Source organism: Streptomyces sp. NPDC033180 (genome assembly GCF_055577645.1).
Genome location: NZ_JBVIPU010000015.1, coordinates 180,228 through 202,807 on the forward strand (window position 1 = coordinate 180,228; position 22,580 = coordinate 202,807).

General features: G+C 66.2%; 18 protein-coding genes and 2 pseudogenes. 9 read left to right on the plus strand and 11 right to left on the minus strand.

Features of this window, described 5'->3' with window-relative positions; genetic code table 11:
• Positions 1 to 62 precede the first annotated feature (62 nt).
• The gene (locus ACZ5WE_RS31790) at positions 63 to 350 is read left to right on the plus strand and encodes an AfsR/SARP family transcriptional regulator (protein ID WP_467687947.1); all 288 of its coding nucleotides are present in this window, start codon (positions 63 to 65) and stop codon (positions 348 to 350) included.
• A gap of 42 nt (positions 351 to 392) precedes the next feature.
• Here the strand turns inward: ACZ5WE_RS31790 and ACZ5WE_RS31795 are convergent, their stop codons facing one another.
• The gene (locus ACZ5WE_RS31795) at positions 393 to 734 is read right to left on the minus strand and encodes a hypothetical protein (RefSeq protein ID WP_467687945.1); all 342 of its coding nucleotides are present in this window, start codon (positions 732 to 734) and stop codon (positions 393 to 395) included.
• Positions 735 to 900: 166 nt separating this feature from the next.
• Here ACZ5WE_RS31795 and ACZ5WE_RS31800 point away from each other — a divergent pair, with 166 nt between their 5' ends.
• The 4 genes from ACZ5WE_RS31800 to ACZ5WE_RS31815 all read left to right on the plus strand — a co-directional run bounded on the left by ACZ5WE_RS31800 (position 901) and on the right by ACZ5WE_RS31815 (position 3,957).
• On the plus strand, positions 901 to 2,256 hold the full coding sequence (locus ACZ5WE_RS31800; RefSeq protein ID WP_467687943.1) for a sensor histidine kinase: 1,356 nt from the start codon (positions 901 to 903) through the stop codon (positions 2,254 to 2,256).
• Entirely contained in the window at positions 2,247 to 2,891 is a 645-nt protein-coding gene (locus ACZ5WE_RS31805) for a response regulator transcription factor (RefSeq protein ID WP_467687941.1), read from the plus strand. The genes ACZ5WE_RS31800 and ACZ5WE_RS31805 overlap by 10 nt, the downstream gene beginning before the upstream one ends.
• A 5-nt stretch (positions 2,892 to 2,896) precedes the next feature.
• Positions 2,897 to 3,646, plus strand: coding sequence for a DUF4097 family beta strand repeat-containing protein (locus ACZ5WE_RS31810; protein ID WP_467687939.1), 750 nt, complete (start codon positions 2,897 to 2,899; stop codon positions 3,644 to 3,646).
• Positions 3,647 to 3,792: 146 nt separating this feature from the next.
• The gene (locus ACZ5WE_RS31815) at positions 3,793 to 3,957 is read left to right on the plus strand and encodes a hypothetical protein (RefSeq protein WP_467687937.1); all 165 of its coding nucleotides are present in this window, start codon (positions 3,793 to 3,795) and stop codon (positions 3,955 to 3,957) included.
• 236 nt (positions 3,958 to 4,193) lie between these two features.
• On the opposite strand, the pseudogene ACZ5WE_RS31820 reads toward ACZ5WE_RS31815, so the two are convergent.
• Positions 4,194 to 4,388 (minus strand): annotated as a pseudogene (locus ACZ5WE_RS31820) (CorA family divalent cation transporter); the annotation flags it as partial.
• Positions 4,389 to 4,893: 505 nt separating this feature from the next.
• Between ACZ5WE_RS31820 and ACZ5WE_RS31825 the strand changes: the two are divergent.
• On the plus strand, positions 4,894 to 11,181 hold the full coding sequence (locus ACZ5WE_RS31825; protein ID WP_467687935.1) for an ATP-binding protein: 6,288 nt from the start codon (positions 4,894 to 4,896) through the stop codon (positions 11,179 to 11,181).
• 67 nt (positions 11,182 to 11,248) lie between these two features.
• Positions 11,249 to 11,863, plus strand: a complete 615-nt coding sequence (locus ACZ5WE_RS31830) for a hypothetical protein (protein ID WP_469157306.1) — start codon at positions 11,249 to 11,251, stop codon at positions 11,861 to 11,863.
• A gap of 91 nt (positions 11,864 to 11,954) precedes the next feature.
• Here ACZ5WE_RS31830 and ACZ5WE_RS31835 read toward each other — a convergent pair whose 3' ends face one another.
• From ACZ5WE_RS31835 to ACZ5WE_RS31845, 3 genes are all read right to left on the minus strand, one after another.
• A complete protein-coding gene (locus ACZ5WE_RS31835) occupies positions 11,955 to 12,623 on the minus strand; it encodes a nucleotidyl transferase AbiEii/AbiGii toxin family protein (protein WP_167518972.1) in 669 nt (222 codons plus the stop codon).
• Between the two features lie 5 nt (positions 12,624 to 12,628).
• The gene (locus tag ACZ5WE_RS31840) at positions 12,629 to 13,021 is read right to left on the minus strand and encodes a hypothetical protein (RefSeq protein WP_467687931.1); all 393 of its coding nucleotides are present in this window, start codon (positions 13,019 to 13,021) and stop codon (positions 12,629 to 12,631) included.
• Positions 13,022 to 13,374: 353 nt separating this feature from the next.
• Positions 13,375 to 14,547, minus strand: a complete 1,173-nt coding sequence (locus ACZ5WE_RS31845; protein ID WP_467687929.1) for a magnesium and cobalt transport protein CorA — start codon at positions 14,545 to 14,547, stop codon at positions 13,375 to 13,377.
• Between the two features lie 187 nt (positions 14,548 to 14,734).
• Between ACZ5WE_RS31845 and ACZ5WE_RS31850 the strand changes: the two genes are divergently transcribed.
• Entirely contained in the window at positions 14,735 to 15,955 is a 1,221-nt protein-coding gene (locus ACZ5WE_RS31850; protein ID WP_467687928.1) for a winged helix DNA-binding domain-containing protein, read from the plus strand.
• Between the two features lie 42 nt (positions 15,956 to 15,997).
• Here the strand turns inward: ACZ5WE_RS31850 and ACZ5WE_RS31855 are convergent, their stop codons facing one another.
• The 6 genes from ACZ5WE_RS31855 to ACZ5WE_RS31880 all read right to left on the minus strand — a co-directional run bounded on the left by ACZ5WE_RS31855 (position 15,998) and on the right by ACZ5WE_RS31880 (position 22,078).
• On the minus strand, positions 15,998 to 16,645 hold the full coding sequence (locus ACZ5WE_RS31855) for a LysE family translocator (RefSeq protein ID WP_467687926.1): 648 nt from the start codon (positions 16,643 to 16,645) through the stop codon (positions 15,998 to 16,000).
• A 251-nt stretch (positions 16,646 to 16,896) separates the two neighbouring features.
• Entirely contained in the window at positions 16,897 to 18,732 is a 1,836-nt protein-coding gene (gene asnB / locus ACZ5WE_RS31860; protein WP_467687924.1) for an asparagine synthase (glutamine-hydrolyzing), read from the minus strand.
• A gap of 70 nt (positions 18,733 to 18,802) precedes the next feature.
• A complete protein-coding gene (locus tag ACZ5WE_RS31865) occupies positions 18,803 to 18,991 on the minus strand; it encodes a ferredoxin (RefSeq protein WP_467687922.1) in 189 nt (62 codons plus the stop codon).
• A 41-nt stretch (positions 18,992 to 19,032) separates the two neighbouring features.
• Positions 19,033 to 20,253, minus strand: coding sequence for a cytochrome P450 (locus ACZ5WE_RS31870; protein ID WP_467687920.1), 1,221 nt, complete (start codon positions 20,251 to 20,253; stop codon positions 19,033 to 19,035).
• Positions 20,254 to 20,287: 34 nt separating this feature from the next.
• Entirely contained in the window at positions 20,288 to 21,304 is a 1,017-nt protein-coding gene (locus ACZ5WE_RS31875; RefSeq protein ID WP_469157307.1) for a 3-oxoacyl-ACP synthase III family protein, read from the minus strand.
• A gap of 12 nt (positions 21,305 to 21,316) precedes the next feature.
• Positions 21,317 to 22,078, minus strand: a complete 762-nt coding sequence (locus tag ACZ5WE_RS31880; protein ID WP_467687918.1) for a thioesterase II family protein — start codon at positions 22,076 to 22,078, stop codon at positions 21,317 to 21,319.
• A 233-nt stretch (positions 22,079 to 22,311) separates the two neighbouring features.
• Between ACZ5WE_RS31880 and ACZ5WE_RS31885 the strand changes: the two are divergent.
• Positions 22,312 to 22,580, plus strand: a pseudogene (locus tag ACZ5WE_RS31885) (crotonyl-CoA carboxylase/reductase); the annotation flags it as partial.

The following is a 22,580-nucleotide window of genomic DNA, read 5'->3' on the forward strand; positions in this document are numbered from 1 at the left end:
ATCGAAACATGGCCGTCCAGCGATTTACGTAGACGTGAAATGTAGGTGTATACCTGTCCAAAATGGCCGCTCTGGAGGGCCGTATCGAGGCGTATCTCGCGCTCGGGGTCCACACCGACCTGGTGCCCGAACTGCTCAAAATGGTCACCACATACCCGTTTCACGAGCGGGTGCGGGCCCAGTTGATGCTTGCTCTGCACCGCTGCGGCAGGCAGTCCGAGGCCATCGCCGTCTACCACGAAGGGCGTCGACTGCTCGCCGAGGAACTCGGCGTGGACCCAAGTCACGTCCTTGCCGACGTCTTTCAGGGCATCCTCACCGGCCGCCCTGAACTCCGGCCCGCGGTGTGATCCCGCGCGCGCCCGGCGACGGGGTCCGTCCGCCTCCGTGCCTCAACTCCCGGAGTCGCGAGCGCAGATGACCGCACCCGCAAGCCACGTCGCGGCGACCGCGTACGGAGTCTCCCGCAGCAGTACCGACACCCCGCACAGGGCCGCGACGACCACGCAGAGCCGTAGCAAGGACAACCGCCGTCGGCGTGTCGCACGGATGGCGATCGCCTCCTCGACGGTCTCGTCGACGATCTCCGCGATGCGGTCGTCGATCAGATCGCCGTACCGGTCGACGAACCTGAGTAGCTCCTCACGGGAGGCGGGTTCGGCCGGGGCGTCGCTTTCGTGCAGGTCGTCGGCGATCAGCGTGTCGCCCTCAACTGCCGTCTGCTGCTTCGTCATACGGATCACTCTGGCCGACCGGGTGTGGCGTTGTCAGTCACGTGCACCCACGGACCGGGGGTGGGCTATCCCTACCCCCGACTCGTCGGTTGTCCTCGTATCGGCCGATGTCGCGGTCTCGCTACCGTCCCGGTGGAATCAGGAAACGTCAGTCGAGGAGGGCCGCATGGTTCTGGCCGACACCCACGAAGCCGGCCACCGGTCGGGTTCGGGTGACCCCGTGATCGCCGGTGAGCAACCGAAGGCACAACCGCAGGGCCCTGCCCTGCCACCGAATCCCTACCGGGCTCTGGTGTCCCCCTACCTGTGGCGTGCGAGCATCCAGCTGGCCACCGACGCGGTGATGGGCGCGGCCGGCCTGGCCGTGCTGACCGCGCTCGGCGCCGCGGTCTGCCTGGTGCCGGCCGGTCTCGTCGGCGTACCGCTGGTGATACTCGCGGGCCGGGCGCTGCACCTGCTCGGCGCGGCCGAACGCCAACGCTGGGCCGCCGTCTGCGAGGTGCACATCCCCCCGCAGCCGCGCCCTGCGCTGTCCGGACCGCTGCTCGGGTCTGCGGCGGCACTCGCCAGGAGCCGGTCGAGCTGGCACCTGGTGGCCTACTTCGGAGTGCTTACCCCCTGGTCGCTTGTGACCCTGCTCGGCAGCCTGCTGGTGTGGGGCGTCCCGCTCGCCCTGGTGCTGCTGCCCGCCTACTATGCCCAGCTGCCCTCCGGCTCGGCTTCGTTGGGCCTGATGACGGTCGGTGACCTCGGCAGCGCGATATTGGTCTCCGCGATCACGCTGTTGCTGTGGGCCACCCTAGCCCCGCTGGTGGTGCGCTGGCTGCTCGCCGCCGACATGCTGCTCGCCCGCACCCTGCTGGCGCTGCCCCGCGAGGTGTCACTGGCCCAGCGGGTCGAGTACTTGACGGAGAGCCGGGCACGCGTGGTCGACGCCGCCGAGGCCGAACGTCGGCGCATCGAACGTGACCTGCACGACGGCGCCCAACAGCACCTGGTCGCCATGGCGATGACGCTCGGCCGGGCACGCTCCCGGCTGAAGGGCTCCGGCCAGGACGCGGCGCTCGAGCTGGTGGACGAGGCCAGGGCCAGCGCCCAGGAGGCTATCAACGAACTGCGCGACCTCACCCGCGGACTGCACCCGCCCGTCCTCACGGACCGGGGACTGGACGCCGCCCTGTCCGCCGTGGCCGCCCGGCTGCCGATCCCGGTCGACGTCGACGTGGATGTGACACCCAGGCCGTCGACGACCGTGGAAGGCATCGCCTACTTCGTCGTCACCGAAGCCCTCACCAACGTCGCCAAGCACGCTCAGTCCCGGAAGGCCTGGGTGCGTATCGGGCGCACCGAGGGCCGCCTCACCGTGACCATCGGCGACGACGGCATTGGCGGAGCGAAGGTATCACCGGGCGGCGGACTCGCTGGTCTGGCCGACCGGGTCTCCGGTGTCGACGGCCAACTGCACGTCTCCAGCCCGCCCGGTGGACCGACACTGATCGAAGTGGAAATGCAATGCGTGTAGTGATCGCCGAAGACTCCGCCCTGTTGCGGCAAGGCATCGTCCTGCTCCTGCGGGAGGCCGGCATCGATGTCGTCGACGCCGTCGGGGACGGGGAGGCACTGCTGCGCTCCGTCGCCGAGCACCGGCCCGACGTTTGCGTCGTCGACGTACGGATGCCGCCGACCTTCGTCGACGAGGGCCTGCGCGCCGCCCTCGTCATCCGCAACCGCTGGCCGGAGACCGGGGTGCTCGTACTGTCCCAGTACGTCGAACAGAGCTACGCCGTCGATCTCATCGAGAGCGCCACCAGCGGCGTCGGCTACCTGCTGAAGGACCGGGTCTCGGACGCGGACGAGTTCGTCGACGGCCTGCAGCGCGTTCGGGCAGGCGACACCGTCCTCGACCCTGAGGTGGTCAAGCAGATGCTTGCTCGCAGCCGCCGGCAGGACCCCATGGCCACGCTCTCGCCCCGGGAGCGTGACGTGCTGGGCGCGATGGCGGAGGGGCGGTCCAACACAGGCATCGCCGAGAAGCTGTTCATCGGCTCGGCCGCTGTCGAGAAACACATCCGCAGCATCTTTGCGAAGTTCGGGCTGCACCCGGAAGACGGCGAACACCGCCGTGTACTCGCCGTTCTACGTTACTTGGGAGCTTGAAAGACATGGCAACGCGCACGAACCGCTGGATCCTGGCCGTCGGCCTCACCGTACTTGTCGTCGTCGCGGGTACCGGCGCCTGGCTGGTCACCAGTGCCCTTCCCGCACACAAGAAGTACTCCTCCGACCACACCGCGAACGCCGCGTCCAGCACCCTGCTGCGTGTTGGTACCCGCGGCGGTGTCACCTTGCACGCCGGTCATGACTCCAAGGTCCACGTCACGGCGACCGGCGACTACGCGGACAACCCGCCGAAGGTGACGGTGAAGTCCTCGGGGAAGACGACCATGGTCGACGGCTCCTGCGGCGACGACTGCTCCCTGAACCTGGACATCACCCTGCCGGCCGACCTGGCGGCCGAGGTCAACTCCGGCCAGGGGCAGATCACCGGAAGCGATCTCACCGGACGCCTCGCCCTGACCGCCGATGCCGGTGCCATCCACCTCACGAACCCGCGGGGCCCGCTCGTGCTGCACACCACCAGCGGCCAGATCGAAGTGAAGGACGCCAAGCCCGCCGCTTTCGAGGCCAGGACCCGGCAGGGGGAGGTCCGTGCCACTTTCGCGTCCGCTCCCACCTCCACCGCCGTCGCCACCGAACAGGGCAGCGTCGACCTGGCTCTGCCGTCCCACGCGGACTACTACATCCAGGCCCAGAGCGAGACGGGAACCCCGCACATCACCGTGCCCTGGAGCCGGGACGGCAAGCACACGGTCACCGTGCACACGAACGAGGGCGGAGTGGAGATCCACTGACCCCGCCCTCGGCGTGCGCGCCCTAGCCAGATCGTTTGCGCCGTTCATGTCTCCAGGGTGCGACGCGAATGCGCTACACGCGGGGACGGGAACCGCTGCTGCTCTCCACTGGTCATGGCGATCACAACCGCGACGTGGGGAGAGGCATGGCCGAAGATCCGTCCGGATGGGACGTGCTCTGGGCGCTACTCGTGGCAGGAGCAACTGGAGCCGCGCGCGGGGCGATTGTGGTGCTTCCCGTGATCGGCCTCGGCATCTGGCTGGCAGCCCTGTTCCGTAGGCGCCAGCGCCGGGCCGCAGAGCAGGACTAGTCCAGCACTCCGAACTTGGTGTCCGGTCGGCAGTGCGGGCACGCGGTCGGGCCTGCTCGCTGCGGAGTCGCTCGGCCTCGCGCCGCTCCTCGTCCTCGATCCACCCGCGGGTACGCGCGGGTACGCGCGAGGTCCCGCTCCTGGACGCGCTCAAGGAAGCGCAGCAGGTCGAGGCAGGTGAGCGGCGAACTTGATAACGTTCGCTTTGCGAATTGCGTGGCGGTGCAGCCTGTTTGCTACAGCCAGTCCCTGCGCTTGAAGATGAAGTACAGACTCACGCACACCGCTGCCATCAGCAGGATCGCGAACGGATAGCCGAACGCCCAGTGCAGCTCCGGCATCTCGTCGAAGTTCATCCCGTAGATCGTTCCCACCAACGTGGGAGCAAACAAGATGGCCGCCCAGGACGAGATCTTCTTGAAGACGTCGTTCAGGTGGACCTGACCTGCAGAAATGCGAGCGACCAGGTACCTGGCCTGCGTTGATCCTTCTTTCCGTTCTGTCAGGCTCGTACCCGCTTGGGTAGTCGATTCTCCCCACGCTCTCCCCAGAGCTGCTCGTACTCCCCAAATTCTCCCCAGAGATGACCCGAGCTGCGGCCACTGGTGAGGGGGAGCCAGTCCAACTGGGGCGCGGCCGTGTGCACGCTGAGTAGCTGCCGTAGGCAGGGCAGGAGCCTGTCTATTGGTTCGTCGTCTGCCGGCATCGTCCGTGCTGAGGGTGATCAGCACGGTCTGGAGGACGGGGGCCGGGGGTCGGGGTATCTGGCCCTGGCTTATACCGACCGCCGGAGCCGAAGGCAGGGTGCGCCAGTGGATGCGTTGCCCACCTCCGAGAGGGGTGGGTAATGTATGTGCCCTTATACCGTCTTGGTCTGCTGTGATGTGAGGAATCCCTTGCCCCCTTCCATCGCTGTGAGGACTGTCGGGAGTGGGTATGCCTGACACCGATCTTCTGCGTGCCAGCCGGGACGGTGATCAGTTCCATTACCACTGGGCGGCTCGCCAGGCGCTGAAACTGCTGCTTCCCGACGCCGATCTGACCGCGATCGCTGTCGAGGGTGTGTCGCCCGACGACACCCAGGGCGAAGCTGGCGAGGACGTAGTCGACATCGCCGAGTACTACGGTGCGACCGGCCTTCATGAGGCCAACCGTGTGGTGTACCGGCAGCTGAAGCACTCGACCGTACAGGCCACGGAGGAGTGGACTGTGTCGGGTCTCTCGAAGACGGTCAAGGGGTTCGCGGAGAAGTTCAGGCAGATTCGTCAGGAGTCCCCGGGGCTCGAAGAGAAGGTGACCTTCGAGTTCCTTTCCAACCGACCGGTCCGCGAGTCCGTGCTTCGAGCGATCGAGGTCCTGGCAGCCGGTGGAGAGCCCGGTGAGTATGCGCACGAAGTCAAGTACCTCAGGCAGTATGCGGACTTCTCCGACGATGTAGCCGGTGAAGCCGCGTTCTTCAGTCGCCTGGAGGTGGATGCCACGGCCCCGGGCCTGTTGCGCCTCGAAGGGCTGTTCCGGCTGGACTTGACCGGTCTTCTTCCCGGTGCCCCGGATGTGCAGCCCCTGCTGCTGAAGGAGATGATCACCAGACGCGCGACCTCGCTCGAGGCGAACCACGTCGTTGAACGCTCGACGGTACTTGCCGCTCTCGGAGTCCCACCTGAGCATGTGCTGCCCGCGCCCAACCTCATCGACCAACCCGGGCATGTCATCGTGACGGACCAGACTCGCGCGATCGTCGACGACATCGTCGGACTCATCGGGCGGCCCGTCGTCGTTCACGCGGCCGGTGGCGTGGGCAAGTCGGTGCTCACGACACAGATCGAACCGAATCTGCCTTCCGGCTCGGTCACACTCGTCTACGACTGCTTCGGAAACGGTGGGTACCGGCGTTCCAGCTCACCGCGCCATCAACATCGCCAAGGTTTGGTGCAGTTGGCGAACGAGCTTGCTGCGCATGCCCTTTGCGATCCGCTGATCCCGGTCGCCACAGCTCAGCCGGCCGACTACGCGAGGGCGTTCATGGCCAGGGCCCGGAGCGCTGCGGAGGCTGTCACGGCCTCCGCTCCCGGGGCGCTCCTGGTTCTTGTCGTGGACGCGGCTGACAACGCGGCGCTCATCGCGAACGACGGTGGGGAGCGGACCTTCGTCACGGACGTGCTGCGCGAGACACTGCCGGACAACGTGCGGCTCGTGATGTTGTGCCGCAGCGAACGCATCGATCTGTTGAACCCGCCGCCCAACGTACACAGAATCGAGCTCGAGGGCTTCGGCGTGGCCGAGTCCAAGCAGCATCTTGAGTCGGTGTTCGGGCCGGTCTCGGAGGCACAGGCGGCCGAGTTCCATCGGCGTACCGGCGGCAACCCTCGGATCCAGGCCCTCGTTCTGGGCATGGCCGCGGACATCGAATCCTGTCTGGTCTCTCTCGGGGAGGCGAGGCACCCCGACGGCTCCCTCTTCGACGAACTCCTCCAGGACATGGTGGACCGGTGCAAGGACGCCCACCACCTGAGCGCGGAGATCGACCGTCTGTGCGAGGCCCTGGCCGCGCTCCGGCCGAGGTTGCCCGTCAAGGTTCTGACCGAGCTCTGCGGAGTACCGGCCGCCCTCGTGCACAGCTTCGCGGCCGATCTCGGACGCCCACTCCTCGTCGACGGTGACACGCTGCAGTTCCGTGACGAACCGACCGAGACCTGGTTCCGGACGAAGTACCGTCCCACCGGCAACTCCCTGATCGATTTCATCGACCGACTGACCCCGCTCGCCGCCGACGAACCGTACGTGGCTGCCAGTTTGCCTCAACTGCTCTGGGAGGCCGGCCAGGTCGACACCCTCGTCGAACTCGCGATGACCGACGGCGCCCTACCCGAGGGTGATGACCTGGAACAACGGGAGATCGCCCAGCAACGGGCCCAGTTCGCTCTCAAAGCCACACTGCGCGTGGGAAAGGAGTGGGAGGCAACCCGGCTGGCCGTCAAGGCCGGCAGCCTGGCCGCCGGTCACTCCCGCCGCCTTCAACTGCTGCGGTCCAACACCGATCTGGCGGGGCAGTTCCTGGATGCCGTCACGATCGAGGACATCGTCGCGAACCGCAGCCTCGTCGGCGACTGGCCCGGCTCCAATCTTCACTGCGAGGGCGCCCTTCTCTCGTTCGCCGCAGGCCAGACCGACTTCGCCCGCAGTCGGCTGCGCAGCGCCTCGGAATGGCTCAGGGCATGGGTGCAGCAGTCGGACGACGACGATGCGAACCGGCACCGAGTCACCGCGACGGATATTGCCGAGGTCGCCTTCGGGCTTCTCAACACCGACGGCGTAGAAGCATGTGTCAGCCATCTTGCTCGGTGGAGCCCCAACTGGGTGGCCTTCGAGGCCGGACTGATCATCGCCACCCGGCTTGCCGACTCGGGCCGCACCGAGGATCTGGAGGCTCTCGGCCTTGCGGCCGTGTCCTTGAAATACCTTCAGCTCGCGGTCGCTTCTGCCGCCTGGCAGGCCAACTTCGTCTGCCAGGCGCCCCTTGCGCGGCGCTTGGTGAGAATGCTGAAGCGCCAGCGCCGATCCGTCTCCGCTCGTCGGCACCAGGGACACTCCGAAGAGAACAAGGAGCTTCCAGCGGTCGGTTGGATCGTCGCGATGGGCCTGCGCCACGGACTTCTCTCGGACGGGGAAGCCGAGCGGATCCTGCGGCTGAATCTCCCCGGCGACCTGGGTAGGGGAGCCGGAAGCCGCTGGGGGCGCGGCACCGACACGATCACGCTGCTGTGCGGCTTCGCGTTGCTGTCGAAGATCCGGAGACAGCCCTTCGACGTGGACGAGTTCGCCGGCGAAGACGTCCGGGAAGCGCGAAAGAAGCCGCACACGTACTCAAGTACCGAAAACGACCACAAGCAGAATGTCGTGCCCCTCGGCGCCTGGGCGAGCCTGTGGATCGACTGCCTCGTCGGAACCGTCAGCGACACGGAAATTCTTTTCCCGGAACTCGTACCTCCTACCACGTCCCACCGGACCCTTGAGGAGGTGCCCCACTTCCTGCACAGAGGCATTGCCGGGCTCGGCGTCCGGATCCTAGCCTTCGGCTCGTCCGAGGGAACGCGCCAGCAATTGCTCGACTGGTACCGAGGCGCGCAGCGGCACCTTCCTGATGGGGTCCTCATCGACGCTGTCCGAGCAGCTGCTCCTGTCGATGAGTTGCAGCACATCGCCGTCGAACTCGCTGAATCCGTGGCCGCTTCGCTCGACGCGGCTAAGGAGAGTGCCGAGTGCAAGGCGGAGCAGATGGTGAAACTTACTCGCGCCGTCCAGCGATTCGACAGAAGCGAAGCTCACGCTTACTTCACCCAGGCGATCGATCTGACCGACCGCGTGGGCGACGACGTACACGCGTTGTGGCGGGCCTTCCTCTCCGTCGCCCGCCGAGCATCCGACGGCAATCACGACGACGACCGTCGTGCCTATCGCGTCGCCCAACTCACCGAAAGCCTGGAACCCTACCTCGGGGACGCAACGAATCACTCCGAGGTACTGGCCGCCATGGGCCGCTTGAGCGCCACGACCGCGACGACCGTCGCCTCCCGCTGGCGCGACCGCCGCTTCTGTTCCGTGGGCTCATTCATCCAGGCACTGCTCGACGCAGAGGCCGGCCCGCTCGCTCCGTCCGCCGTCACCGCTGCAGCGCTGGTGCCGTTCGACGAGCACCGCGTCGATGAACTCCGTCTCGTCGAACGAGCACTGCGCGAGACTCCGGGCGACGGTGAACGTATCGCTGGAACGTTGGGACAATTCCTACGGCCACGACGCTTCAGCAGCGCATCCTTCGAACGCCTCGACCGGACCGCCGCCGAACTGGACGTCGACATCTCCGGAACACTGCTCGCCCCTGGCAAACGCCACATCGCCTTCCCCGCATCGGGCGGTTACAGCTCGGGCCGATGGACCCCGGACAATGAGCAGGACGCAGCGCGAGCGGCTCGTGCACGGCAGGCCGAGGGCGCCCTGGCAGAGTGCGACTTCTCCACCGCCGAAGGCTGGGAGCAGGCCCGCCACCTCGTTCGCACGTCCGACCACCTGCTGTATATGGAGCAGGTCATAGCCCAAGCAGTCAGGGTGCCCCTGCGTGAACTCGACGACATGCTCGCCGCGTTCCAGTCCCATCCCAACCTCGACGCTTTCGACTACGCGCAGATGGTCAAGAAACTGGCCGCTCTGCCGCTGCTGCCACGAGCGGCACGCCAGCAATTGAGGCATCTCGCGGACACGGCCGCGACCCGGTTCAGCCGGGAGTTGACCACCAAGGTCTACGACCCCATCGGCCTGTCCGAACTCGCTCGTCTGGCCGACGAGCGCGATGCGGATCTGCTCTCGACGGCTCTTCGAGAACTCGGTTCGCAGTCGGCCGTGCTTCCCCCCGAGGAGTGCTATCACCTGGCAGCCCGACTTGCCCCACGCCTTACCGGTCAGCAGGCTCAGGTTGTCCTCGACGACTTCGGCACCATGCTGGCTGACCTCTGCCCCGAGGATTCGGGCGACGGTGGGTTCGCCGACCTTCCCACTGGGCCGACCGGAGTCGTGGAGTGCTTCGCAGGCTATCTGTGGGCAGTCCTGGGTGACCCCGAGCAGGACGTCAGGTGGCGGGCCGCACACTGTGTCAGGCTCCTCGCCGAACTCAACTGCCAAGAAGAACTTGACGCCCTCCTACGATTCGCGCTCGGCACGATCGATGTGACTCCGTTCCATGACGCCCGTCTGCCTTTCTACGATCGACACGCCCGTCAATGGCTGCTCTTCGCTCTCGCGCGGGCCGCTCAGAACCCCGCGACGCATCGGACACTTGCAGAGTTCGAGCCCTTGCTGCGGAGAGTGCTCTTCGACGACGGACCGCACGTTGTGATGCAGGAGAGCGCGAAAACGATCTGTCTGGACCTCGCCTCGTCCCGCCCTGAGATCCTGAGCGCAGAGGAACTCGCCGCCGTACGCGAGATCAACATCCCGACGGAAATCCTCACTGAGTCGTGGGAGGAACGAGAGGCAAGAAATCGAAGCCGTATGGAGGACGAAGCCCACGAATCCGAACCGAGCGACTTTCGCTTCTTCTGGGATTTCAAGGATGACTGGTGCAAGCCCCTCGGCGAAGCCTTTGGGGTCTCGGAGGAGACCGTCATAGGTCTCGCTGGGCGCACGATCACGGACACCTGGCGGCTCCCCTACCGCGGCACCCACGGGGACGACCCGCGCCACACCCTCAGGCTGTACAAGGACGGGAACACCTTCGCCTACCGTACGATCCGGCCGGACGCCGACGACCTGGACTTCTACCTCAGGACTCACGCCCTGTGGACCGTGGCCGGGGAGTTGCTCAAGGTTCATCCCGTGTACCGGGACAGCGAGGCGGACATGGACCTGTTCACCGACTGGCTTCGTGATTTCCGCGTCACTCGAGACGACGGCAGGTGGCTTGCCGACCGACGGGACCCCTCACCGCAGAGCGTCTTGAGAGGAAAGAACGAATCCCCGGACGCCGACTGGGTCTGGCGGCTGAACAGCAGGCACTTCAGTGAGCGTCTCTTGGCGGGTGACGGATGGGTCACAGTCTGGGAGAGCTCCGATGACGCGGGATACGAAGCTGAGCAGAGCGTCCTGATCCGTAGTGCCCTCGTCACTCCCGAGAGGGCCAGGGCACTGGTACTTGCCCTACAGACAGCCCCTTCGTACATGGGCTACCGCATTCCCGATGCCAATGACAGCGACTACCAGTTCGACGTCCAAGGTTTCCGGCTCACCGGTTGGATCGTCGATCCTGACGGGCGTGAGGGGATGGACAGTAAGGATCCGCTGGCCGCAGGGATCAAGTACCCGCCCTATATGCCTTCTGATGAAGTCATCGATCTGCTAGGGCTGGAAGCGGACGCAGATATGCGCGAATGGGCTCGGGCCGGTGATATCGCTCTTCGTAGCACCTACTGGGACGATACTTCTACGACCAGTTCGGACCGCGTGACGGGTACTCAGGGACGGCGGCTGGAAATTCAGCGGGACGCCCTTCAGGAACTGCTGGCTCTGGCCGGACACAGCATGATCGTCGAAGTGATGATCGACCGCACACACAAAGACCACAAGCAGAGCTACACGACGAGGTCCCGCCAAAACGATGACGAATCCCTCCCCCCACGCGAACGGTCCTACAAGATTTACCTCTTCGATGACTCCGGAAGATGCGGCGAGCTTTGAGCGGACCCTCGAACTTGGCAAGGAGATCGCCGACAGTCTCTCTGAGAGTGATGTCCTGGGCCGCTGGATGGCCCACCGCATCGGTGACTTGATCGTGCAGGCGGAGAACGCCACGGGAGCAGAGGCGGACGGCGTACGCCGCGAAGCGACGACCGTCATCCTCGCGCTCTGGGACCACCGGACGGCATTCCCGTCCCCGACTCCACCGCTGCGCGCGTTCGAGCCCGTGTTCAGGGCATTGGAACGACTGAGCGAGCCCCAAGGCCGCTGGAGCTTTTACCGGATGTTCCCGTCTGGGAGTGAACCCAGTGAGGACGACATGGTCGGAGCACCGCTACTTCGGGTGGCGCTGAGCCTTGAGGAGACCGTCCGTGGCGTGGCAGGTGAGATTGTCGCGCTTGCTGCCCAAGAGGCCGACGACAAGGAGGCCAAGTGGTTGAAGCTCTCGGAGCATCTCGAACGGGACGAACAACGAGCGGCGCGGGACGCCCTCCTTCGGCTGGCGCGCACCCTCAAGGCGTACACCGATGGTGAAGATGACGATCCGGCCGCACGCACAGGGCTCCCGAAGCTGATCGCTGCTCTGCAACGTGCCGAGTCACAGCTCGCAGAAGCTCGGCGGGTCCTCGAAGACGGTCTGCCCGCGATGCCGTCGGAGCGTGAACCCGACGGGTCGGTGTGAGGGTAGGGGCCTTTTTGAGGAACGGTCTTCCGGTCCGCAACTGTTCTGCTGCCACGGGGGTACCTGCTAGACGTGCCTCGCCCGGGCGTGATCAGTCGATGTCGGGGGCACCGGACTCTTCGAGGAGACGGGTCGCGAGGTCGTCGGCCCACTCCACGGCCCAGGCGCGGAGAGAGATGATCGTGGCGTCATCGAGGCCGTAGGCTGTGAAGGCGTCGTCGTCGGTCCACTCGGCGCCCGTTAGGTTCGCCTGGAGGTCCTCGCGCTCGAAGCGGCCGCGGGCGTGTCGGCGGCCGAACTCTTCGAGTTCGGCATTGGTCCAGCGGCGGGAGGCTGCGAACACGTCAATCAGGTCGCGGGGCGCTCCGCGGTCGGCGAGGGCGCGGACCTTGGTCCCGATCACGTCCTCCTCCGCGAGGACGGGCCCGTACGGGCTCTGGGCGACCGGCCGCCAGAAGATTTCCTTGAGGATGTCGACTTCGCATTCTTGCCCGGTGGCCGGGTCGGCCACGGTGAAGCGGGCGGACAGCGGGGCGGTCTCCAGCGCGTGTACCTTCCAGCCGCGGGCTTCCAGGCCGGCGCGGAGCGTGGCTGCGATGTCGGCCATGGGCGCCGGGTTCTCGGTGGCGACGTCGAGGTCCTGGCTGGGTCGGTTCACCAGGCGGTGTGCCTGCACGGCGTATCCACCGGTGAGAACCAGTGGATACGGAGAACCGAGGGCGATGACATCCGCTAGGAGCCGCGTGTGCAGCTCTGGCATGTCCGTCACGCGGCCGCCCGGGTGCGAGAGGCGAGCTCGGGGAAGGCGTCCTCCCACACAGTGCGCACGGTGCGACCGACGAGGGTGCGCAGCACTGGCCACAACTCGAGCAGCAGGTCTCGGTTGAGGTAGCCGGGGAGGTCGTCGTGCAGGCCCTCGTGCAGGACGGTGCGGTACAGGCCCATGCGCTGGCGAGGTTTACCCAGTTCGTACGAGGTCATTCCGGACCATGCCAGGTGCAGCGGTAGCTCCACGACACCGTGGATCGGTCCGTGTAGCTCGTCCAGCGACTCCGGTAGACGGCGCCGGAACTTTTCCCGGTACAGCGCGAGATCCTCGGCGTCCGCGCCGGAGAGGTTTCTCGTCCCGGGTCCGGAGTGCTGCGGGTGGGAGGTCATGCCTCCATTATGGCGGCCGCACGGGGCCGGAGGCTTGTGGCTCCTTCGATGGAGCCAATGTCACGGTCTGTTATCCATTGCGGATGTAGCAATGGAGACCGGCGAGACTCGTGGCGTGGAACGGGGCGGCGACGAAGTTGCCGGTACAGGGCCCGTGTCGTCGGCAGATTCTCCCCGGATTCTCCCCAGCGGGTTCAGGAGGGCAAAAGTACTGGTCAGGGGTTCAACGGAGGGAGGTAGACGAGATCACCCGCATCACTTCTCCCCATCGGCTCCCCAGGGCCGGTTTGGGTCGACTTTCGGACTTTCCTGTTGCGAAGGTTGTGAGATTGCCTGGCCTGCTCAAGAATCGCTTAGAGCCAGTCCCGTCGCTTGAAAATGACGTACAAACTGGCGCATACGACCCCCATCAGGCCGACCGCGAAGGGGTATCCGAAGCTCCAGCCGAGCTCCGGCATGTGCTCGAAGTTCATCCCGTAAATAGTTCCCACGAGTGTGGGAGCAAAGAGAATGGCCGCCCACGACGAGATCTTCTTGATCTCCTCGTTCTGTTCGAACCCCGCCTCCGCCAACGCCCGCATCTCCGCGTTCTGCTGCTGTGTGACGAGCGTGGAGTTGACCGTGAGGATCTCGGTGAGTGCCTGGCGGAAGCCGTCGACGCGTTCGCTGGTGTGCGTGACGTGGTCGGCGACGTCGCGCAGGTAGCGCTGGAGCTCCTCGTCGGTGCGGTATTTCGCGAAGCCCGCCATCAGAGAGTGCAGCATGGCCACCAGGGGGCGGGTCGCCCGCTGGAACTCGACCATTTCCCGGGAGAGTTCGTAGATGCGGCGGGAGACCTCCGGGTCGCCGCTGAAGACCTCGGTCTCGATCTCGTCGATGTCGTTCTGGACGCCTGCCACCACCGGGGCGTACCCGTCGACCACCGCGTCCAGGATCGCGTACAGGACAGCCTCCGGGCCGAGCTTGAGGAGTTCGGGACTCTCCTCCATGCGGCGGCGTACGGCGGTCAGGTCAGGAGCCGCGCGGTGGCGCACCGTGATGACGAAGTCGGGGCCCACGAACACGTGCAGTTCGCCGAAGTCGACCTCCTCCGGCGCGTCCAGATAGCGGGCCGCGCGCAGGACGACGAAGAGGGTCTCGCCGTAGCGCTCCAGCTTCGGACGCTGGTGGGCCTCCATCGCGTCCTCGACGGCGAGCTCGTGCAGGTCGAACTCGGCGGCCAGCGAGAGGAGTTCGGCCTCCGTGGGCCGGGCGAGGCCGATCCACGCCATGCCGTCCCGCTGCTCGCGCAGCTCCCGGAAGGTGTCGGCGAGGGAGGAGGGCGTCGCGACGCGGACCCCGTCACGGTAGAGCGCGGCCTGTACGACAGTCGCGGCTTCCGGCGGTGCGGGGGAGGGGGACGTGGGGGTGACCTCGGCGTTTCCGGAGCCCCCGTTTCCTGAGACCGCGGAGGCACCGGCCGGGGCGGTGCGCCGCCAGCCGTGCCTCTTCGCGCTCGGTGCGGGCCGGGGCCGGCGCTCCGCCATGCTGGCTGCCTCCGATGTCGGACGGTGTCGGACGGTGTCGGACCGTGTCGAACGGGCGTCTTGACGGTTTCGAAGCAGGATATACGCCTCAAAAGTCACGTGCGTGGCGATATCTCGGAGCGTTGTGCGGCACGCCGGCCGGGCTTGCGGACAGTAGGTGTCCGCAAGCCCGGCTAGCGTGCGGAGCATGACGAAGACGCCGAGTACGCGCAGTGCGCCGACTGCGCCGAGTACACCGAAGACGAAGCGCCCTCAGGCGAAAGCGGCCCGTGCGCAGGCTGGTCGGCACGCCGCCCCCGTCCTCGGCACCCGCGCCCTCAACCGCGCCACCCTCGACCGTCAGCACCTCCTGCGCCGATCGGCCGATCTCTCCATCGAAGGCGCCGTCGCCCACCTCCTCGGCCTTCAGGCCCAGAACGTGAAGCCGCCCTACTACGCCCTCGCCGCCCGGCTGGAGGGGTTCGACCCCGAGGACCTTTCCGCCCTCCTCGCCTCGCGCGATCTCGTACGCATCGTCACGATGCGCTCGACCATCCACCTGCACACCGCCGACGACGCCCTCGCTCTGCGCCCGCTTGTGCAGGCCGCGCGCGACCGTGAGCTGCACGCTTTCCGCAAGGGGCTGACCGGCGTCGACCTGGGCGAGCTCGGCTCGCTCGCCCGCGCCGCCGTGGAGGAGGAGCCCCGGACGATGAAACAGCTGCGGGAGATCCTGCTGCCCCGCTGGCCCGACGCCGACCCGCAGTCGCTCGCCGTCGCCGCCCGCTGTTCGCTGCCGCTGGTCCAGGTCACCCCGCGCGGCCTGTGGCGGCGCAGTGGACAGGTCGCTCTCACCACCGCCGAGCACTGGCTCGGCCGCCCGAGCGAGCCGGTGCCGGCTCCCGACGCCACCGTCCTGCGCTATCTCGCCGCCTTCGGGCCCGCCTCCGTCAAGGACATGCAGACCTGGGCCGGCCTGACGCGGCTGCGGGAGGCCTTCGAGCGACTGCGGCCCCAGCTGCGTACGTTCCGCGACGAGAACGGCGTCGAGCTCTTCGACCTCCCCGACGCGCCCCGCCCCGACCCGGGCACCCCGGCTCCGGCACGCTTCCTGCCCGAGTTCGACAACCTCCTCCTGTCGCACGCGGACCGCGCCAGGATCGTGCCGGCCGAGTACAAGGGCCGTACCTGGAAGGGGAACTTCGCCTACAGCGTCTTCCTGGTCGACGGCTTCCTGGCAGGCGTGTGGCGCATCGAGGAGGGTGCGGGAGAAGCCAAGGACTCCACCGTCCTCACCATCGAGCCGTTCGGCACCTTGACCAAGGCGCAACGGCACGAACTGACCGAAGAGGCCGACCAGTTGCTGAGCGGCCCGATGAACCAGGCGGCCACGTACGACATCCGCTTCGGCAGGGTCATCAAGCACTGAACGACGAAGGGCACTGCACGGCGAAAGGCACTGACGAATGCCTCAGTCCGCACGGCCCGTCGCCGCGACCGTCACACCGAGCCCGATCATCGTGACGCCCCCGGCCCCGCCGATCAGCGAAAGGCGCCGCTCCGAGCGTGCGAACCAGGTGCGGGCCGCGGACGCCGTGAGACCCCACAGCGTGTCCGTGACAAGCCCGATGCTGATCGGGACAAGGCCGAGGAGCAGCATCTGCGCGGGCAGCTGCCCCGCCGAGTGGTCGACGAACTGGGGCAGTACCGCAGCGAAGAACACGATGCCCTTCGGGTTCGTCACGCCGACGAGCGCGCCGTCCAGGACCGTACGCAGATCAGTGCGTGCCTCGCCCGGGGAGGCAGCCCCCATGGACTGGGCCCGCATCTCCTTGCGGTGCCGGAAAGCCTGCACGCCGAGGAAGACCAGATAGGCGGCACCCGCCAGCTTCACCGCCATGAACACCGCTGCCGACCGCTCGACGAGCGACCCGACGCCGAACGCGACCGCGACGACCAGGACGTACGACCCGAAGAGGTTGCCGAGCGCCGTCGCCACAGCAGTGCGCCTGCCATGGGCCAGTGCACGGCCGATCACGAACAGGACGCTCGGCCCCGGAATCACGATCACCAGCAAGGACATCGCCGCGAAAGCGAGAAGCCGGTCGGTGGCCACCATGTCCATCATCCCCTCCAGGGCCCATTCAACAGCCCATCTGAGCCGACGCACAGGGCAGCGACCGCCCCAGCCGCCCCATGGAAGCAGGTGCACGACCACCATGGAAGCTTGATGGCAGGACGGCAGGGTTACGTGCCTTTCGCGCCGAAGAGCCACCTTCAACGGGCGCCTGGACAGGGTTGCGGCACACACCGGGATGAACTCCCCCGACAGAGGGGCAAGCCCACCCCGAGGGCGGTCGGACGGCCGGATCAGTTGAGCTTCAGCGTCGGGTTCCGCTGATCGAGCCACGTCGCCAGGTCGAGCGAGCGTTCCAATACCGTCCGTTGCTGGAGGCTGATGGAGTCCTTGTCCGCCTTCATCGCCATGCTCAGGCGCTCCTGGCTGCACAGTGTCAGCGCTGGGTGATCGCGGTCGAGCAGGTCTGAGACCTGGGACTGGATGGCCGCGAGGTACTGCGGGTCGAAGCTACTGGGGTAGCCGCTCTTCTTGCGGTCAACCACGGACTGCGGCAGCAGATCGCGCGTCGCAGCGCGCAGAAGGCTCTTCTCCCTGCCGTCGAACGCCTTCAACGACCAAGGGGTGTTGAACACGTACTGCACCAGACGGTGGTCACAGAACGGGACACGTACCTCAAGACCCGCTGCCATGCTCGTCCGGTCCTTGCGGTCGAGCAGGGGCTGCATCTTCCGCGTCACGTTGAGATGGCAGACCTGGCGCATCTGCTTCTCCAGGCCGGTCTCGCCCTCCTTCAGCGGGACCTCTTTCAAGGCGCTGACGTAGTGGTCCTGGACGTAGGTTCCCAGGTCGAGCTGGCGCGTCAGGTCGTCGTCCAGGAGGCCTCCTGCTTCGAAGAGGGAGCCCTTGCCCGCGAGCCAGGGGAAGGTGTCCGCGTAGCGGAGCTTGTCGTCGTGGAACCACGGGTAGCCCCCGAACAACTCGTCCGCCGACTCACCGGAGAGCGCCACCGTCGACTGCTCACGGACGGCCTTGAAGAGGAGATAGAGCGAGTTGTCCCGGTCGCCGATCCCGTTGGGGAAGTCCCTTGCACCGACGGCCGCTTGCCGTACTGCCGGGTCGGCCAGCGCGCTGCCATGGAGGACGACGTCCCGGTGGTCACTCCGTACGTGCGCGGCCACCGCGTGCGCGTACGGGGTGTCCCGGGTGGGGGCGAGGTCGATCGCCTTGAAGTTCTCTTCCTGGTTCGGAAAGTCCACATTGAAGCTGCGGACCGTCTCCCCCTCCTCCCTGAGCTGCCGGGCCGCGAGGGCGGTTATGACGGAGGAGTCGAGACCGCCGGAGAGCAGCGTGCAGCGGGGTACGTCCGCCACGAGCTGCCGGGAGATGATGTCTTCCAGCAGCTCCCTGACGTGGGCGACGGTGGTCTGCCGGTCGTCCGTATGTTCTTCGGCCTCAAGACGCCAATAGGCGTATTCCCGCATCCCGTTGGTGTCGGTCACGCCGACGTGGCCGGGGCGCAGCTCGCGCATCCCCTCCCAGATCGCGTGTCCCGGGGTCTTGGCGAAGGAGAACATCTCCCGCAGCCCGTCCAGGCCGACGACAGCGGAGCAGAGCGGGTTCGCCAGGATCGCTTTGGGCTCGGAGCCGAAGAGGATGCCGTCCTCGGTCTCGTAGTAGTAGAAGGGCTTGACGCCCAGCCTGTCCCTGACCATGACGAGCTTCTCGGTGCGTGTGTCCCAGATCGCGAAGGCGAACATGCCGTTCAGGTGCTCACCGATGGCCTCGCCCCACTCCAGGTAGCCGCGGAGTACGACTTCGGTGTCCGAGTCGGTGGTGAAACGGTGTCCCCGGCGGCGGAGTTCGTCGCGCAGTTCGGTGTAGTTGTAGGTCTCTCCCGAGTAGACCATCACTACTTCGCCGTCCCCGGTGTCCACTCTCATCGGCTGCGCGCCGCCGGGCAGGTCGATGATGGCGAGGCGGCGATGGCCAAGGGCGGCGTGCTGGTCCGCCCACGTGTCTCGTGCGTCGGGACCGCGGCACGCCATGGTCTCGGTCATGGCGTCGAGGACCACCGACTGCTGCGTCAGATCCCGACGGTACGAAACCCAGCCGGCAATACCGCACATGGGATCAACCCTTCCCTTGAAGATAGTTGCATCAAGTTCAACCTCAGAAAAAAAGTCAGCCGTTTCGGTGTCATTCCACGTGGATCACGTCCGCAGGGCAGATGGCGATGGCATCCTCGACCGCGGCACGCGCGTCGTCGGAGGGTGCGGGGTTCAGAAGGATCACGATGCCGTCGTCATCCTGGTCGAATATCTCCGGCGCGACCAAAACACACTGACCTGCGCCGCAGCATGTATCCGCGTCGATCGAAATCTTCATTGTTCTTCCCTTCAGGTGTCAGCTCGGTGGTTGCTGGCCAGTCACCAGGTGACCGGAAGTGCGTGGCAGCCGTAGACCAACATGTCGCTACGGAACGGGACATCCGCGAAGTCCACTGCCAGGCGCAGCTCCGGAAAGCGGGCCAGTATCGTGTTGAGGGAAATCTCCAGCTCGGCACGGGCCAAGGATTGACCGAGACACTGGTGCACGCCGTATCCGAAGGCGATGTGGTGCTGGGAGTTTCGACGCCGGATATCGAAGCTTTCGCCGTCGGGGAACTGCTCAGGGTCTCGGTTGGCGGAGGCGACGGCACATATGATTCCCTCGCCCGCTTTGATGAGTTGGCCGCCTACTTCGGCATCCGCGATCGCGGCCCGCCGCGGACCGCTGCGCGTGATGCTGTGAAAACGCAGCAGTTCCTCAACGGCTCCCGGCATCAAGGAAGGGTCCTTGCGAAGCTCGGCAGCTGCCCGCGGATTGCGGATCAGCGTCAGGGCGCCGAGCCCGATCATGTTCGCGGTGGTCTCATGCCCGGCGATCAACAGCAGTGTGGCTGTCCCCGTCACCTCTTCTCGGGTCAACTCGCCTTCGCGCATCCGCTCGTGGACCAGTTCACTGAGGATGTCGTCGCCCGGTTCCTCTTCCTTGCTGGCGACAAGGTGGCCCAAGTAGGCGCGCAGTTCCTTACGGGCTGCGGTGCGCTCGTCTTCCGTGTTCACACGGGAGAGCACAGTGGCAGTGATCGACTGGAAGAGGTCCCGGTCTTCATACGGCACGCCGAGCAACAGGCTGATGACGAGTGAGGGAAGCGGGAGCGCTAGGGACCGCACCAGGTCCACGGACCCATCCAAGCCGTCCTTGCGCTTTTGCTCCTCCATCTCATCGCACAGTTGGTCGGTGATCTGCTGGATGCGACCGCGCAGCGCGGACACGCTCTTCACGGTGAAGGAGTGCGTCAGCATTCGGCGACGGCGACCGTGCTCAGGCGGGTCGGTGCGGATGAGACTGCTGCGTTCGCCTGCGGTCACCATGCCGCTGCGGGGAAATCCCGGAGCGCTCACGTCGGAACTGAACCGGGGATCTGAAAGAGCGCCGCGGATGTCCGAGTACCGCGTCAGTAGCCAGGCCCAGCTCCCGTCAGCCATGGAGACACGGCTCACCGGATGTTCGATACGTAGTTGCGTGTATTCCTGCGGCGGGGAAAAGGGACAGCCCGTCGGAGGCTCGGCGGGCAAGGGAGCGAGTGTCTTGAACGTATCCACGTCAGTCCTTACGTCGTTGTTGTCCTGGCGCGAACTAGCGATTGCCCCAGGAGATCAGGGAAGTTCCCATGGTCATTCCGCCGCCGAACCCTGCGAGCATGACCAGGTCGCCGGTCTTGAGCCGGCCCGTCCGGTGTGCGTGATCCAGAGCGAGGGGAATGGAAGCCGCCCCGGTGTTGCCGTGTCGGGCGACCGGCATGTGCAGGCGCGCATGGGGCAGGCCCACGTGGCCCCATATGTCCCCGAGCATCGCTCCATTGGCCTGATGCGGGATGAAGTGGCGGATCTCTCGGGGCGGGATCGAGAGGTCCGCAAGCAATGCGTGAACGGCACGCGGCAGTTCCCGTGACACGTAGTCACGGACCTCACGCCCACGCATGCGGAAATAGTGCGCGCCACGGGCGAGGGTGTCAGGGGAGGAAGGGTGCCGGCTCCCGCCTGCCTCAATGCCGATGAAGTCGAGCAGCCGGCTGTCCGTCGCCGCGCTTCCACCGAGGAACCCGCCCGCCTCAGCGACCGGTCCGAGTACCACCGCTCCCGCCCCGTCCCCGAAGAGCGGAGCGGTTCGGCGATCCGATGGGTTGACGACGCGCGAATACACGTCACTGCCGATCACCAGCGTGCGGCCACTGGGCCGCCCGGCCTCCAGTGTCATGCAGACCCCGGCCCGCAGCGCGATGACGAACCCCGCGCATACGGCGTTCACGTCGAAGGAGGCAGCGCGGTCGGCGCCGAGCAGACGCTGAACGACGGCGGCGGTCGGGGGTTGGGGCTGGTCGGGGGTGGAGGTGGCGACGATGATCCAGGTCAGCTCAGAGGGACCGACGCCTGCGCTCTCCAAGGCTCGGCGGCCGGCTTCTGCCGCCAGATCCGACGCCGCCTGATCACCATCCGCGTATCGGCGCTCGAGAACGCCCGTCTTACGTTCGATCCACTCCGGGGTGACACCGGTCGAGGCGGCCATCTCCCGGTTCCCGACGATGCGCTCCGGCAGGTACGAACCCGTTCCCAATATCCCGACGCGTGCTGCGGCGTCCCGATGGGTACCCAATGCCGAAATCCTTTACCGGCGTCCGGCGCCACATAGGGTGCGCTCAATTTCACGGGCGATGTCTTCCTGGCCGTCAACGAGATAGAAGTGGCCGCCCGAGAAGACATCCAGTCCGAAAGATCCCTCCGTATGATCGCCCCAATGATGCAGTTCACTGACTTCCACTCGCGGATCCGCGAATCCCGTGAATCCGCGTATGGGGCATTTCAGAACTGGGCCGGGTACGTACTCATACGTCTCCGCGGCGTGATAATCGCTGCGAATCGCGGGGAGGAACATCTTGAGTACGTCTGCGTCGCCGAACATTTCTGAGCCAGTGCCGTCAAGTGCCCGGATGTCCTCGGCTATCTCCTCGTCCGAGAGCCGATGCAGACCCTTGTCGACGTTGCGGTGGGGGGCGGGTCGCCCCGAGACGAAGAGGGCTTCGGGATGCATTCCGCTCGACTGCAACCTCAGCGCCACCTCGTAAGCGAGCGTTGCGCCCATGCTGTGCCCGAACAAGGCGTAAGGCCCGTCGAGTCGCGGGCCCACCGCATCGACAATACGGTCAGCCATCTCGTGAATGTGCGGAATATTGGCTTCAGACCTGCGGTCCTGACGCCCGGGGTACTGCATGGACCACACGACGATTTCTGGTGCCAGCCTCTGCGAGAACGGAAAGAAGAAGCTGGCAGATCCGCCTGAATGCGGGAAACAGAGCAGCTGGTATCGCTCCTCATGTGAAGGGTGAAACCTGCGCACCCAGGCAGTTTCTTTAACGGGCTTGTCAACCACGCCGCCTACTCCAAATCGTTCTTCGCAATGAACCGGGCGAAGCCTCACGTTTGCACATGATGCCCGGATGGCGCGAAAGCGGCAATCCCCTACTTTCACCAGGTGGGGCGGTAGGGGGGTGCGTGAACCGGAGCCCGGCGGTAGGGGATTTCCCTGGAAAAGGAGCCCGTCTAATCTCTGGCGAGAAGGGCGTGCACTGTCCCATCTCGCATTTGCCCCCTGGAGGAAACCACGTGAAGGAAATAATCGATGCCGTCGTCTCCACCGAGGCGACGTCCGACGACTACGCGGCGCTGCCACTCCCGGACAGCTACCGAGGCATTGCCGTCCGCAAGGCTGACACCGGAATGTTCGACGGACTGGACTCGGAGGTCAAGGACCCCCGAAAGTCCCTTCACCTCATGGAAGTCCCGGTGCCCGAACTCGGGCCGGGCGAGGCCCTGGTGGCCGTGATGGCCTCCTCGGTCAACTACAACTCCGTGTGGACCTCGATCTTCGAGCC

Bases quoted from the DNA above. Each gene is read 5' to 3' on its own strand.
- ACZ5WE_RS31865 (WP_467687922.1), bottom strand. From the start codon at position 18,991: ATGAAGATTTCGATCGACGCGGATACATGCTGCGGCGCAGGTCAGTGT.
- ACZ5WE_RS31825 (WP_467687935.1), top strand. From the start codon at position 4,894: ATGCCTGACACCGATCTTCTGCGTGCCAGCCGGGACGGTGATCAGTTC.
- ACZ5WE_RS31800 (WP_467687943.1), top strand. From the start codon at position 901: ATGGTTCTGGCCGACACCCACGAAGCCGGCCACCGGTCGGGTTCGGGT.
- ACZ5WE_RS31830 (WP_469157306.1), top strand. From the start codon at position 11,249: ATGGCCCACCGCATCGGTGACTTGATCGTGCAGGCGGAGAACGCCACG.
- ACZ5WE_RS31805 (WP_467687941.1), top strand. From the start codon at position 2,247: ATGCGTGTAGTGATCGCCGAAGACTCCGCCCTGTTGCGGCAAGGCATC.
- asnB (WP_467687924.1), bottom strand. From the start codon at position 18,732: ATGTGCGGTATTGCCGGCTGGGTTTCGTACCGTCGGGATCTGACGCAG.
- ACZ5WE_RS31850 (WP_467687928.1), top strand. From the start codon at position 14,735: ATGACGAAGACGCCGAGTACGCGCAGTGCGCCGACTGCGCCGAGTACA.
- ACZ5WE_RS31840 (WP_467687931.1), bottom strand. From the start codon at position 13,021: ATGACCTCCCACCCGCAGCACTCCGGACCCGGGACGAGAAACCTCTCC.
- ACZ5WE_RS31795 (WP_467687945.1), bottom strand. From the start codon at position 734: ATGACGAAGCAGCAGACGGCAGTTGAGGGCGACACGCTGATCGCCGAC.
- ACZ5WE_RS31790 (WP_467687947.1), top strand. From the start codon at position 63: ATGGCCGCTCTGGAGGGCCGTATCGAGGCGTATCTCGCGCTCGGGGTC.
- ACZ5WE_RS31810 (WP_467687939.1), top strand. From the start codon at position 2,897: ATGGCAACGCGCACGAACCGCTGGATCCTGGCCGTCGGCCTCACCGTA.
- ACZ5WE_RS31835 (WP_167518972.1), bottom strand. From the start codon at position 12,623: ATGCCAGAGCTGCACACGCGGCTCCTAGCGGATGTCATCGCCCTCGGT.
- ACZ5WE_RS31845 (WP_467687929.1), bottom strand. From the start codon at position 14,547: ATGGCGGAGCGCCGGCCCCGGCCCGCACCGAGCGCGAAGAGGCACGGC.
- ACZ5WE_RS31855 (WP_467687926.1), bottom strand. From the start codon at position 16,645: ATGGTGGCCACCGACCGGCTTCTCGCTTTCGCGGCGATGTCCTTGCTG.
- ACZ5WE_RS31815 (WP_467687937.1), top strand. From the start codon at position 3,793: ATGGCCGAAGATCCGTCCGGATGGGACGTGCTCTGGGCGCTACTCGTG.